Genomic DNA, 13,151 nt, shown 5'->3' with positions numbered 1-13,151 from the left:
CGCAGGGGGGCTTCTTCAATACTCAATCCCTCGGGTAGAAGGCCTCCTCGGGCAGCGCCATCAGCGTCTCGGCGCCCGCCCCGATCTCCTGCTCCAGCGACTCCACCCGGGGCAGCAGGCGCGTCAAGAAATAGCGCCCCACCGCCAGCTTGGCGCGATAGAAGGCGTCGCCGGAGGGCCCCTGCTGCTGCAGGCCCTGCCGGGCCGTGGTCATCATGCGCCACCACAGCCAGGCATAGACGACATGGCCCAGCAGAGAGAGATAACCGGCCGCCGCCGCCCCAAGCTCGGCGGCATCCCCCCGGGCCCGCGCCAGCAAGGCCGACGTGGCGCGCTCCAGTCCGGTCACGGCCTCGCTGACGCGCCGGCGTTCATCGGCCAGTTCCGGGTCGCGCTGCGCATCGAGCTCACTGCGGACGCGCTCGACGAGTCGCGCGACCAGAGCGCCCTGATTGCGGAACAGCTTGCGTCCGACCAGATCCATCGCCTGAATGCCGTTGGTGCCTTCATAGATCATCGCGATACGCGCATCACGCACGTACTGCTCGGCGCCCCACTCCACACAGTAGCCATTGCCGCCATAGAGTTGCTGGGCCTCGACGGTGACGTCGAAGCCCCGATCGGTGAGAAAGGCCTTGGCCACCGGCGTGAGCAGAGCCACCAGGGCCTCGGCGTCTTCGCGCACGGCGGCGTCGGGATGCAGGCGCGCCCGGTCGAGCTGGCCGGCGACGAAGCCCGCGAAGGCGCGCCCGCCCTCGTTCCAGGCGCGGATGTCCAGCGCCATGCGGCGCACGTCGGGGTGCACCAGGATCGGATCGGCCGGCTGGTCGGGCTCCGCCGCGCCCTGCGGCGCCCGCCCCTGGCGCCGCTGACGGGCGAAGTCCATGGCGCTCTGGCCGGCGACCTCGCCTAGCCCCAGCCCCTGCAGCCCGATCGACAGCCGCTCGTAGTTCATCATCGTGAACATCGCCGCCAGGCCCTGATGCGGCTCGCCGATCAGCACGCCCTCGGCGGCGTCGAAGTGCATCACGCAGGTCGCGCTGCCCTTGATGCCCATCTTGTGCTCGAGGCCGCCACAGCTGACCCCGTTGGTCTCGCCAGGCTCGCCCGCCGCGTCCAGCTTGCGCCTGGGCACCAGAAACAGCGAGATCCCCCGGGTACCGGCCGGGGCATCGGGCAGCCTGGCGAGCACCAGATGCACGATGTTGTCGACCATGTCGTGCTCGCCGCCGGTGATCCAGATCTTGCTGCCGGTCAGTGCATAGCGCGCTTGTCCGGTGGTGTCCTCCCCCGGCAGGGGCTCGGCACGCGTGCGAATCAGCCCGAGATCGGTACCGCAGTGCGGTTCGGTCAGGCACATGGTACCCAGCCACTCGCCGGCGTACATGCGCGGCAGGTAGACACGCTTGACCGGCTCCGGGGCGTGATGATCCAGCAGCAGGGTCGCGCCGGTGTTGAGCGCCGGATACAGGGCGAAACCGGTATTGGTGGCGTAGAGCATCTCCTCGAAGGCGACGGTCAACAGCTTGGGCATGCCCTGGCCGCCATGCTCGGGGTTGCCGCCCAGGCCGAACCAGCCGCCCTCGGCCAGTGTGCGCCGGGCTTCCTTGAAGCCGTCCGGGGTCGCGACCCGCCCGGCCTCGAAACGACACCCCTGGGCGTCGGCGGATTGGTTGAGCGGGAACAGCTCGGCGCGGGTCAGGCGGGCCGCTTCCTCGAGGATGGCATCGGCCAGATCGGGCGTCAGCTCGCGGGTGGCGGGCATGGCGGCCCACTCGTCACCGGCCTGGAAAACCTCGTTGAGCACGAAGCGCATGTCACGCAGGGGTGCCTGATAGTAGGCCATGAACGGGACTCCAGCAGATTCAAACGGTCGCTTGAATGTAGCGCAGATCGGCCGGCGCCGTCATCTCGACCTTCGCCGGGCGGAGCATCGCGATGTTGCCTCGACGCATCGCCGAACGGTCGGTTTTACCGTCTTTTTGCCGCAATTTCGTCGGGAAGGTGGTAGGCAGGGATTTATTGATTCAGGATAATTCCTGACGCTTGCGCGTTCCTGTCGCGTCGCCGCACCTGACGGCGAAACACGCTCGAACGACGCATGGGGAACGCAAGGGGAATGTCGAGAGCGGTATCATCCCCGACATTGCATCTCGGACTGAAAAACGGAGACAACCCGTGGCTCAAGACACCAACAGCCAGCCGGAGCCGCCACAGGAAGGCGTGCCAGCCCCTGAAGGCCCGGCCAATCTCATCGATACCGATTACGTGATCGGACAGGACAACATCACCACCAACAAGTTTGGCTTCGATGTCGACCTGCACGGCAAGGTCTTCACGATCTCGTCGCTGTTGATCCTGTTCTTCGTGATCATCACCCTCGCGCTGCCCGACCAGATGGGGCCGATCTTCAACGGTACCCGCCAGTGGCTGACCAGTCACCTGAGCTGGCTCTTCCTGCTGTCCGCCAACATCTTCGTCATCGTCTCGGTGGTACTGATCTTCACGCCACTGGGCAAGGTGCGCATCGGCGGTCTGCATGCCAAGCCAGACTTCAGCTATGCCGGCTGGTTCGCTATGCTGTTCGCCGCCGGCATGGGCATCGGGCTGATGTTTTACGGGGTTTCCGAACCGATTACGCATTTTGGCACGTCCGTTTCCGGTGACTCCTGGGCACCGCTGGGTGGCGCCGAGGGCGACGCGGCCGCTGCACAATCGCTGGCCATGGCGGCCACCATCTTTCACTGGGGGCTGCACCCTTGGGGGATCTATGCCGTAGTGGCTTTGGCACTGGCCCTGTTCTCCTACAACAAGGGGCTGCCGCTGACCATGCGCTCGATCTTCTACCCCATCCTGGGTGAGCGCGTCTGGGGCTGGCCGGGCCACTTCATCGATATCCTGGCGGTATTTGCCACCCTGTTCGGCCTGGCGACTTCGCTGGGTCTCGGGGCGTCTCAGGCCTCTGCGGGTCTGAACTATCTCTTCGGCATACCCAACACCAACGTCACCATGGTGCTGTTGATCATCGGCATCACGCTGGTGGCGCTGACCTCGGTCATGTTGGGGGTCGACAAGGGGGTACAACGGCTGTCGCAGATCAACATGGCGCTTGCGTTTCTGCTGCTGCTGTTCGTGATCATCGTCGGACCGACCCTGCTGATCGCCACCGACTTCTTCACGAACATGGGCTCCTATCTCAAGAACCTGCCGGCACTCTCCAACCCGTTCGGCCGTGATGACGTCAACTTCATGCACGGGTGGACCGCCTTCTACTGGGCGTGGTGGATCTCCTGGTCGCCGTTCGTGGGCATGTTCATCGCCCGCGTCAGCCGCGGCCGTACGGTGCGCGAGTTCCTGATCGCGGTACTGCTGGTACCGACCATCGTCTCGGTCCTCTGGATGACAACCTTCGGCGATACGGCGATCCATCAGCTGGTCAGTGACGGCTTCGAGGGCGTCAAGAACGCGGAACTGCCGCTGCAATTGTTCACCATGCTCGGCCAATTGCCGCTGACCGCCATCACCTCTTTCGTCGGTATCGTGCTGGTGATGGTGTTCTTCATCACCTCGTCGGACTCCGGCTCGCTGGTGATCGACTCGATCACCGCCGGCGGCAAGGTCGATGCGCCGACTCCCCAGCGTGTATTCTGGGCGTTGATCGAGGGCGCCATCGCCATCGCGCTGCTGCTCGGCGGCGGCCTGACGGCCCTGCAGGCAGCGGTGATCTCGACCGGCCTGCCCTTTACCCTGGTGCTGCTGGCAGCTTGCTATGCCATCATCCAGGGGCTGCGCTCCGAACCGAAAGGCTGACGCTCGCCAGTCAGGCGTATCAAGCGGGAGCGGCCCCCTCGGGGCCGCTCTTTTTTTGTCCTGTCGTAGCGTTTCTCACGAGACTAGTCAGCGCCAGAGCGCCCCAATTGGCGTCTCCCAGCTGTAGTGACGGGCGATCTGCGCCTGCAGCAGCTCGGCGGTGGCGAGGGCATCCACCAGCGCGTGGTGCCCCGTATAGGCCGGGAGATGGTAGCGCAACCGACTTTCGTGCAGGCGAATCGAGGCGGCCGGCTGGCCCAGCCAGCGACGCAACCGGGCCCACCAGGATTGACGATAGATGCGGGCTTCCAGCGACATGGTGTCGATCACCGGAAACAGCAGGCTCTCGCCGAGGCGCTCGCGAATCGCCGCGTCCAGGAAGCTGCGCTCGATGCGCCGGTAGTGGACCACCACCAGGCGTCCCGACAGGCACGCCAGCAGCTCATCGAGAATCGCGCTGAGATCGGGAGCGCCGGCCACCTCCGAGTGCGTGATATGGTGAAAGGCGACGGACTCCTCGCTCAGGTTGCGCCGGGGCGACAGCACCCAGTAGCGCCCCTCGCGGACCCGTATCCGCTCCAGGGTGAAGGGCATGACCCCGATGCTGACGATGTCGTGCCGACCGGCGTCCAGGCCGGTGGTTTCCAGATCCAGGGCCGCCAGCGGCACCCGGCCGATCGGCGTGTCGGGAGACAGCGCCTCCACGCCGGCCGAGAAGAAGTTCACCAGACGCGAATCCCGGGCTTCCCGGGCCCGCGAGGCCAGGTAGACATCCCAGTCCGGCCGCGTCTCGCGGCGCCTGAAGAGTCCGCCGGCCCTCATCCGCGGGACCGTTTCGAGGGCATGGGATAGCGGAATCCCAGGAACTTCTGGGCGTGACTGATCACTTCGAAGGCATCCTTGAGATGGTGTCGCTCGCGACTGTCGATGTTTTCCGGCTCGATATTGTTGTCGGGCTCCTCGCCCTGCTCGATATCGTGGGCCTGATGCCGAATGCGCACCATCGAGAGGAACTCGAAGGCGTAGCGCAGCCGCTCGTTGACGCCGTCGGCCAGCAGTCGCGTCTTGGCGATGTCGTCCAGCCGAGCGAAGGTGTTCTGGGCCTTCGAGCCACAGGCCAGGGCATGCACGCGCACCAGATCGGCCAGTGGCGCGGTGCCGCGCCGCTTGAGATTGATGGATTTGCGGTGCTTGCCGTCCTGTTCCATGACGAAGGTACGGAAGAAGCCCAGTGGTGGCGTTCGGCCCAGGGCGTTGCGCGCCATCGCTGCCAGGAAGTACGGTCGCTGGGGGGCACGCTCGGCAATCAGGTCCTGCAGCGCCTCGACCAGCGGCTCCTCACCATGGACGGCGGCCAGATCGAAGAAGATCGAACTGTGCAGCAGGCGCTCGGGATTGGGGGCGTCCATCCACTCGGTGAAGTAGCGTTTCCAGACCTGCAGGGGCTGACGCCAGCGCGGGTTGGTGGCCATGATGTCGCCCTTGCAGTACGGGTAGCGGCAGGCCGCCAGCCCATCGCTGACGAACTTGGCGAGTGCCGCGAAATAGTCGTCGTGTCGTTCGGGATCGAAACGGTCGTCGAGGACCAGGGCGTTGTCCTGATCGGCGGTGATGGTCGGCTCGTCACGGGCCATCGAGCCCAGCACCATGAAGCAGTACGGCACCGGTGGTGGGCCCAGCTCCGCCTCGGCGAGCTCGATCAGGCGATGCGCGAAGCTGCGCCCCACGGTCGCCAGTGCCCGCCCCACCATCTCCGAGTTGGCGCCGTCGGCCACCATCCGGGCAAAGGCGGTGCGCACCTCCTCGGAGAGGTGGGCGAGCTGGTCCACCTCGTTCTGGAGAAAGATGTTGTTGACCAGAAACAGGCTGCTGTGGCTCTCGTAACGGACGATGTCGGAGAGATGCAGCACGCCGATGGGCTGGCGTCGATGCAGGACCGGCAGATGATGGACCTGATTGCGCAGCATGCACAGCATCGCTTCATGGACCGTCTCGTCGGACTGCACGACGATCACTCGCTCCGACATCACCTCGCCGACCGGAGCCTCGGGCGCAACACCGTCGGCCGCCACCCGGGTGCAGAAATCGCGATCGGTGAGAATCCCCGCCAGCCGGCGGCTCCGGCCATCTCGATCGATGAAGGTACGCGCCGATTCCTCGTCCGCCGCGTCAAGGATCAGCAGGCAGGTGGTGTTGGCCTCGCGCATGCGCTGCGCGGCCGCCTGCAGCGGTGTCGCCACCTCGACCATCTCCGGGGGACGGTCGATCAACTTGCGCACCCGGGTGGTCATCATCTCGCTGTCGCTGCGATGCTGCTCCACCGTGGCCTTGAGACGCTGGCCGCCGGTATCGAAGAACTCGGCGAAGTCGTCGTCCTGATCACAGACCTCCTCGAACAGGAGAGCGGGAATGAAGTAGATCAGGGTGTCCTCGAGCGCCCGCACCGGGTAACGGACGCGACGGTTGCGCAGCAGGTCCGAATAGCCGAAGACGTCGCCCTCCCCCAGCCGGTTGAACAGTCGTCCGCTGCGCTGAAACATTTCCACGGCACCGCTGCGGATGTACCAGAGCTCCTCGATCGGCTGATCCTTGACCAGCAGATCGGTGCCGGCCTGGAAGTAACGCACTTCCACGCCCTCGGCGATGCGGTCCAGCAAGGCGTCGGGAAGGCTATCGAACGGCGCATAGCGCGCCAGGTGATCCCGAATGTCCAGTTGTTCGACGTTCATGCCGCGCACTCCACTTCCCGGATGCCTCCATTCTCGGAAGCGTCTCTGGCGGCGTCAACGCCGGGCAACTCAGGCGGTGTCGGCGTTGCTCGACGGCGTGGGGTGCTTGCCATCCTCCCACCCCCTGCTCGACGAGCGGCGGCCATCGAACCAGGCGAGCTGCTCGTGAAGCGCCACCACGCTGCCCACCACGATCAGCGTCGGCGGCCTGATCCGCTCATGATCGAAGCCGGCCGGCCACGCCGACAGCGTGCCCACGTGCACATGCTGACGCGCCGTGGTGCCCTGTTCGATCAGCGCCAGCGGTGTCTCAGCGGCGAGACCGTGAGCCTGCAGTTCCCGCCGAATGACCTCGAGGCTGCCCAGCCCCATGTAGAAGACCAGCGTCTGCCCCTCGCGCGCCAGCGCCGGCCAGTCCAGGTCACAGCTGCCGTTCTTGAGATGCCCGGTGACGAAACGCACCGACTGGGCGTGATCCCGGTGTGTCAGGGGGATGCCGGCGTAGGCCGCGCAGCCGGACGCCGCGGTGATGCCGGGCACCACCTCGAAGTCGATCCCCGCCTGGGCCAGGCTTTCCAGCTCCTCGCCGCCGCGGCCAAAGATGAAAGGGTCCCCGCCCTTGAGACGTACCACCCGCCTGCCGCGGCGAGCCCAGTCGACCAGCGCCTGATTGATGCCCGACTGGGGCACGCTGTGTCGGGAGCGCGCCTTGCCGACGTAGAGCCGCTGCGTGTGCGGGGGGATCAACGCCAGAATCTCGTCGCTCACCAGGCGGTCGTGCAGCACCACATCGGCCGTCTGCAACCGCTTGAGCGCCTTGAGCGTCAGCAGCTCGGGATCGCCGGGGCCGGCCCCGACCAGACAGACCTGCCCACGCGGGAAGTCGCGCAGCGCCGCGAGACGCGCGGGATTCGAGACGGCATCGTCGGTCGACAACATGGGGCACCCTGTTATAACGAAAACATAGAAAGTCGATAAATCTTATACGTAAAAATAATGAACTGGGGCGCCCGGTACCAGTAACGTCTGGTTGCCAGCATATAACTCGATCGTTGGAACGCAAGACGCCCCCGACGGGATTTCGTCGGAGGCGTCGGGTCAGGCTGTCCCGGAGGGCGGGATCAGCCGGCCAGTTGCTTGCGCAGGCGCGGGCTGAACAGTTCACCGATGACGGTCAGCACGACCAGCGCCGCCAGCAGCCAGGGCCACTGACGGCCCATGTCGAGCGTCATCACGCCCAGCGCGTCGATGAAGATCACCACGATGCCCAGCGGGCTGACGTAGCGGATCATGAACAGCCACAGGGCGTGCTGAGTGCGGCTCAGGCCCAGCTCGGAGCGGAAGATGTCGTCGCGCAGCACGAAGCCGGCGAGAATGGCCATGCCCAGGCCGCCCAGCGGCATCATCCAGCGCGAGGTCAGGTAGTCCAGCCAGCCGAAGACGTTCTTGCCGACCAGCGTCCAGTCCGCACCGACATTGAACGACAGCATGGCCAGCGTGCTGACGATCCACAGCACGATGCCGGTCCCCCAGGCCGCCTTGACCCGGGAAATGCCCTTGCTTTCGTTGAGCCAGGCCACGGTGGCCTCGATCATCGAGATCGCCGAGGTCAGCGCGGCCATGGTCAGCATGATGAAGAAGATGGCTTCCAGCAGGGTGCCCAGCGGCATCTGCTCGAAGGCCAGCGGCAGGCTCATGAAGATCAGCCCCGGGCCGCTGGCCGGATCCAGGCCGTTGGCGAAGATCACCGGGAAGATCGCCAGACCGGCCATCAGGGCTACCAGAGTGTCGCAGATCGCCACGGTGAAGGTGGTACGGGCGATGGACTTGCCGTCGGGCAGGTAGGAGCCGTAGGTGAGGATCGCCCCGGACGCCAGGGACAGGGTGAAGAAGGCATGCCCCATGGCGGCCAGCAGGCCGGCGCTGGAAAGCTTGCCGATCTCGAAGCCGAACAGGAAGTCCAGCGCCTGACCGAAGCCGCCGGAGAACATGGCGTAGACGATCATGATGCCCAGCATGATCACCATGCCCGGCATCATCCAGCGCACGCTCTTCTCGATGCCTTCCTGGACGCCCTTGCCGACGATCACCATGGTGACCACCGTCACCAGCGTGCTCCAGAAGCCGAGGTTCCACGGGTTGGCGTTGTTGGCGCCGAAGATCGCCGCCATGCCGTCCACCGTGTCGGCGCTGAGGCCGCCGGTCACCGTCTTCCACAGGTAGGAGACCGACCAGCCGGCCACCACCACGTAGAAGGAAAGAATCATGAAGCCGCAGAGCATCGCCATCCAGCCGATCAGCGACCACCCGGCCCCCTGGCCGGATTCCCGGGCCACGCGGCGAATGGCGTCGATCGGACTGCCCCGACCGCGGCGACCATAGCCGATCTCGACCATCATGATGGGGATGCCGATGGCCGCGATGCACAGCAGATAGACCAGCACGAAGGCCCCGCCGCCGTATTCCCCGGTCATGTAGGGGAACTTCCAGATATTGCCCAACCCCACCGCGGAGCCGGTCGCGGCCAGCACGAAGCCCCAGCGACCCATCCACAGGTTCTGCGGTTTTTCTCTTGTCGTCATAACACACACCTTGAAGGTTTTATTGTTGTGCCAAAGGCCGCCCACAGGGTTTGGCAAACAGGGCAGCGATTGTAGCGCCAAGCAACGAGCTTGCACCAACATCGCACCCGATTCTGCCGTACCTTGAGCATTTTGCAGCGAAAAGCACTGCGATTATCCAAACCGTTCATGCCGGGACGGCATCGGCCTGCACCTCGGGCGCGGCCCGAGCGAATGCCTCGAGCTCGCGGGCCCGGGTATCCAGCGCGGCCAGCGCCGGATAGTCATCGAGCGGGCAGTCGAAACGCCGCGCGTTGTAGAGCTGCGGCACCAGACACAACTCGACCAGACCCGGCCGCTCGCCGAGCGAGAAGGGCGTCGACCACTCGGCCACCCGGGATTCGAGCGCTGCCAGTCCCTGTGCGACCCAGTGGCGGTACCAACGCAACTTGTCCGGCTCCTCGACGCCCAGCTCGCGCTTCAGATACTGCAGGACCCGCAGGTTGTCGAGCGGATGGATCTCGCAGGCGATGACCTGGGCCAGGGAGCGGCTCCGGGCACGAGCCACTGGATCCTCGGGCAGCAGTCGTGGGCCGGGGCGCGTCTCGTCCAGGTACTCGATGATCGCCAGCGACTGGGACAGGCAGGTGCCGTCGCTGTCGATGAACAGCGGCACCAGCCCCTCCGGGTTGCGTCGTCGATACGCCGGAGCGTGCTGCTCGCCCCCGTCGCGTACCAGGTGCACGCTGCGATGCTCGACCTCGACCTGCTTGAGATTGAGGGCAATCCGCACACGATAGGCGGCGCTGGAGCGCCAGTAGCCATAAAGAACAGGAGGCGATTCAGCCATCGCGATCTCCTTCAGCCGTCATTTGAAGTGGACCGAGCATCGCCGACCCGGCATAAAGTTTCATTTGAAACGATATGCGCACTTCCCCCGGTCGCTCAAGAGCCCGACTCCCGCCCTTAGTCGTAGCCGATCCACAAAGCTGTCAACTTTTCCGTACGGCACATTCCCCTGCCACGACTTTCGGGGCGGAATTATACTCGGGGGATCGTTCACCTCTGGTCCATCAGGAGTCGTCGCTTGCACTCGACCACTGCCGCCCCCCGTGCCGAACTCGACCTCAAGGTATTTCTGCCCTATCGCCTGGCGAACCTGGCGGAGCGCATCAGTCAGGCGCTGTCCACGATCTATGCCGAGCAGTATGACCTGACCATCGCCCAGTGGCGCATCCTGGCCTGGCTGCAGCAGGCCCAGCCACTGACCGCCAAGCGCATCTGCGAACTGACGGCCATGGACAAGGCCCGGGTATCGCGGGCGGTTTCGCAACTGCTCTCACGCGAGCTCATCTGTCGGCAGCGCGATGACGGCGACCAGCGCACCCTGTGGCTGACGCTCAGCGAGGCGGGACTCGATCTGCTCGACTCGGCGATTCCCCGGGCGCTGGCCTGGGAGCAGTCGTTGGTGGCGACCCTGAGCACGGCAGAGTATCGTGACCTCTTCCGGCTCCTGGACAAGCTCGAGGCCGGGCTCGCCCTCGAGGCGACACGCGACTAGCTCCCGCATTTCCGCAAGGAGGTTTCATGGCTCACCAGTTCGCGATCCTCGGCCTGGGCTATTTCGGCGTGACCGTCGCCCAGGAGTTGCGTCGCCAGCACAATGATGTCCTGGGCGTCGATCACAGCGAGGATCGCGTCAACGCGCTGGCGGACCTGCTGACCCATGCGGTGGTCGCCGACATCACCAACGAAAAGGCCCTGGCCGAGCTTTCGCTGGGCGACTACGACGCCGTGGTGATCGATGTCGACGACAACATCGAGGCCAGCATGATCTGTACGCTGCTGGTCAAGGAACAGGGGGTCCAGGAAATCTGGGTCAAGGCGCATTCCGACACCCACTATCGCCTGCTCAAGCACATCGGCGCCGATCATATCGTCTATCCCGAGTATGATACCGGCCTGCGCGTGGCGGAGAGCCTGCACTATCGCGCCATGGTCGACTTCATCCAGCTCGGCGATCGGCAGTTCATCGTCGAGCTCCAGGCGACCGACAATCTCAGCGAACGCTGCCCGACCGTGGCCGACCTGCCCATCGATGAAACCGATCTCTCGCTCATCGCCATCAAGCGCGGCAGCGAGGTCGTGCGGGATCCGGCCGGCGACACCTCGCTGCGCGGTAACGACCACCTGGTGCTGATCGGGGATCTCGACGCCCTTCGCGAGCTGGGCAAGCAGCTGTGAGACTCGAGCCATGAGCTACCGCCATCGCATCGTGCGTCCGCTGCGTCATCTACCGCACGGCCGCGTGATCCAGCTCTCGCCACCGGAGATCCTGCTGTTCGGTTTCGCCCTGCTCAGCGGCTTCGGCACCCTGCTGCTGTGGTTGCCGATCTCGGCCACGACCCCGCTGAACTGGCACGAGGCGCTGTTCACGGCCACCTCCGCGGTCACCGTGACCGGCCTGTCGGTCATTAAGACAGCCGATCTGACGCTGTTCGGCCAGTGGGTGGTGCTGTGCCTGATCCAGGTCGGCGGGCTGGGCTTCATGACCTTCGCCGCCCTGACACTGATCCTCATGGGCATGCGGCTGCCTCTCTACCAGCGAAACCTGATCAAGGAGAGCCTCAATCACACCTCGTTCAACGAGTTGATGACGCTGGTACGCCTGGTGATGGTCTTCGCCCTGGTCGCCGAGGCGATCGGCACGCTGCTGCTGGCGCTGAACTGGGTGCCGCGATTCGGCTGGTCCCACGGTCTGTGGGTCAGCCTGTTTCATGCCGTATCGGCCTTCAACAACGCCGGATTCTCGCTCTGGCCGGACAGCCTGAGCGATTTCGTCGCCAGTCCGCTGGACAATCTGGTGATCACGGGCCTGTTCATCGTCGGCGGGCTGGGTTTCGTGGTCATCGCCGAGCTGCTCGAGTGGCGCCGAACACGGCGGCTGACTTTGCATGCGCGCATCGTCCTCCATGCCACGCTCTGGCTGTCCCTGGGCGGAATGCTGGCGGTGCTTGCGCTGGAATGGCGCAATCCCGCCACCCTGGGAGGGCTCGACACCCTCGGCGCCAAGCTGCAGGCGGCCTGGTTCCAGGCCGTCACACCGCGCACCGCCGGCTTCAATACCCTGGATACCGGCGCGCTGACCGACCCCACGGCGCTGCTGACCATGCTGCTGATGTTCATCGGCGCGGGGTCGGGGTCCACCGCCAGCGGCATCAAGGTCACCACCTTCGTGGTGCTGCTGCTGGTGGCGCGCGCCTTCATCCGCGGCAATGCGCAACCCGTGGCCTTCAGCCGGGCCATTCCCCAGGAAACCGTCATCAAGGCCGTGGCGGTGGCTCTGGCAGGCATGCTGCTGATATTTACCTGCCTGTTTCTGCTGACCGTGACCGAGTCCGGCAAGCCCTTCCTCGACCTGGCTTTCGAGAGTGTCTCGGCCTTCGGCACCGTCGGCCTGTCACGAGGCGTAACCGCCGACCTGAGCGCGGGAGGCCAGCTGACGCTCATCGTGACCATGCTGCTGGGGCGTGTCGGCCCTCTGTCGCTGGGCTATCTCATGTCCACGCAGCGCGACAAGGGACTGCGCTACGCCCGCGGCTCCGTGCAGATCGGCTGATTCCCTCTTCCGGCAGGCATGAAAACAAGAAGCCCCGCTTGGCACGGGGCAATTCAGCCAGCTCGGATCCAGACCGATTAGCTCCACGCTGCACCGTATCATGTGCGCTCCATCATCGGAGAATTATGGAGGGCTTGCAGGACAAGGATAGTTCAAGCTGGCTGGTGGAGTGGCTGCGAGGTGAGCAGGTTGGGGAGTTCAGGAGTGGGTGGTAGGGCCGAGGAATCGGTGGGCTGGTATAAACGACGAGGCAGCGCGGGCCCTTGCCCGTGCTGCAGGAGCAGGCAAAAGGCCCGGTGTGGGTCCATTTCCCCGGCCCCCAACGCAAAAACCCCGGCCGTTGGGCCGGGGTTTCGCGGGATAGATGCCTGACGATGACCTACTCTCGCATGGAGAAGCTCCACACTACCATCGGCGCTAAGCGGTTTCACT

At 65.2% G+C, this 13,151-nt stretch carries 10 protein-coding genes; 4 read left to right on the top strand and 6 right to left on the bottom strand.

Features of this window, described 5'->3' with window-relative positions; all coding sequences use genetic code 11:
- Positions 1-22: 22 nt before the first annotated feature.
- Positions 23-1,846, bottom strand: coding sequence for an acyl-CoA dehydrogenase C-terminal domain-containing protein (locus G7A98_RS08915; RefSeq protein ID WP_163649320.1), 1,824 nt, complete (start codon positions 1,844-1,846; stop codon positions 23-25).
- Between the two features lie 332 nt (positions 1,847-2,178).
- Between G7A98_RS08915 and G7A98_RS08910 the strand changes: the two genes are divergently transcribed.
- On the top strand, positions 2,179-3,810 hold the full coding sequence (locus G7A98_RS08910; protein ID WP_163649319.1) for a BCCT family transporter: 1,632 nt from the start codon (positions 2,179-2,181) through the stop codon (positions 3,808-3,810).
- Between the two features lie 87 nt (positions 3,811-3,897).
- Here G7A98_RS08910 and G7A98_RS08905 read toward each other — a convergent pair whose 3' ends face one another.
- The 5 genes from G7A98_RS08905 to maiA all read right to left on the bottom strand — a co-directional run bounded on the left by G7A98_RS08905 (position 3,898) and on the right by maiA (position 9,950).
- A complete protein-coding gene (locus tag G7A98_RS08905) occupies positions 3,898-4,632 on the bottom strand; it encodes a 3'-5' exonuclease (protein ID WP_163649318.1) in 735 nt (244 codons plus the stop codon).
- Positions 4,629-6,539 (bottom strand): putative nucleotidyltransferase substrate binding domain-containing protein, encoded by a 1,911-nt coding sequence (locus G7A98_RS08900; RefSeq protein ID WP_163649317.1) that lies wholly within the window; start codon positions 6,537-6,539, stop codon positions 4,629-4,631. The genes G7A98_RS08905 and G7A98_RS08900 overlap by 4 nt, the downstream gene beginning before the upstream one ends.
- 69 nt (positions 6,540-6,608) lie before the next feature.
- Entirely contained in the window at positions 6,609-7,478 is an 870-nt protein-coding gene (gene cobA, locus G7A98_RS08895; protein WP_163649316.1) for a uroporphyrinogen-III C-methyltransferase, read from the bottom strand.
- A gap of 182 nt (positions 7,479-7,660) precedes the next feature.
- The gene (locus G7A98_RS08890) at positions 7,661-9,121 is read right to left on the bottom strand and encodes a sodium-dependent transporter (protein WP_163649315.1); all 1,461 of its coding nucleotides are present in this window, start codon (positions 9,119-9,121) and stop codon (positions 7,661-7,663) included.
- A gap of 166 nt (positions 9,122-9,287) precedes the next feature.
- The gene (gene maiA, locus G7A98_RS08885; protein WP_163649314.1) at positions 9,288-9,950 is read right to left on the bottom strand and encodes a maleylacetoacetate isomerase; all 663 of its coding nucleotides are present in this window, start codon (positions 9,948-9,950) and stop codon (positions 9,288-9,290) included.
- A 237-nt stretch (positions 9,951-10,187) separates the two neighbouring features.
- Between maiA and G7A98_RS08880 the strand changes: the two genes are divergently transcribed.
- The 3 genes from G7A98_RS08880 to G7A98_RS08870 are packed head-to-tail and all read left to right on the top strand — an operon-like array spanning position 10,188 to position 12,719.
- A complete protein-coding gene (locus tag G7A98_RS08880) occupies positions 10,188-10,661 on the top strand; it encodes a MarR family winged helix-turn-helix transcriptional regulator (RefSeq protein ID WP_205596246.1) in 474 nt (157 codons plus the stop codon).
- Between the two features lie 26 nt (positions 10,662-10,687).
- On the top strand, positions 10,688-11,344 hold the full coding sequence (locus G7A98_RS08875) for a TrkA family potassium uptake protein (protein WP_163649313.1): 657 nt from the start codon (positions 10,688-10,690) through the stop codon (positions 11,342-11,344).
- Positions 11,345-11,354: 10 nt separating this feature from the next.
- Entirely contained in the window at positions 11,355-12,719 is a 1,365-nt protein-coding gene (locus G7A98_RS08870; protein WP_163649312.1) for a TrkH family potassium uptake protein, read from the top strand.
- The last annotated feature ends 432 nt before the right edge of the window (positions 12,720-13,151 follow it).

Source organism: Modicisalibacter sp. 'Wilcox' (genome assembly GCF_010993675.1).
Taxonomy (GTDB): domain Bacteria; phylum Pseudomonadota; class Gammaproteobacteria; order Pseudomonadales; family Halomonadaceae; genus Modicisalibacter; species Modicisalibacter tunisiensis.
Note: the sequence above shows the minus strand (reverse complement) of the source record. Positions and strands in the feature narration are given on the sequence as shown.

Coding starts and splice junctions, on each gene's coding strand:
- cobA (WP_163649316.1), bottom strand. CDS start 7,478: ATGTTGTCGACCGACGATGCCGTCTCGAATCCCGCGCGTCTCGCGGCG.
- G7A98_RS08870 (WP_163649312.1), top strand. CDS start 11,355: ATGAGCTACCGCCATCGCATCGTGCGTCCGCTGCGTCATCTACCGCAC.
- G7A98_RS08905 (WP_163649318.1), bottom strand. CDS start 4,632: ATGAGGGCCGGCGGACTCTTCAGGCGCCGCGAGACGCGGCCGGACTGG.
- maiA (WP_163649314.1), bottom strand. CDS start 9,950: ATGGCTGAATCGCCTCCTGTTCTTTATGGCTACTGGCGCTCCAGCGCC.
- G7A98_RS08915 (WP_163649320.1), bottom strand. CDS start 1,846: ATGGCCTACTATCAGGCACCCCTGCGTGACATGCGCTTCGTGCTCAAC.
- G7A98_RS08900 (WP_163649317.1), bottom strand. CDS start 6,539: ATGAACGTCGAACAACTGGACATTCGGGATCACCTGGCGCGCTATGCG.
- G7A98_RS08890 (WP_163649315.1), bottom strand. CDS start 9,121: ATGACGACAAGAGAAAAACCGCAGAACCTGTGGATGGGTCGCTGGGGC.
- G7A98_RS08875 (WP_163649313.1), top strand. CDS start 10,688: ATGGCTCACCAGTTCGCGATCCTCGGCCTGGGCTATTTCGGCGTGACC.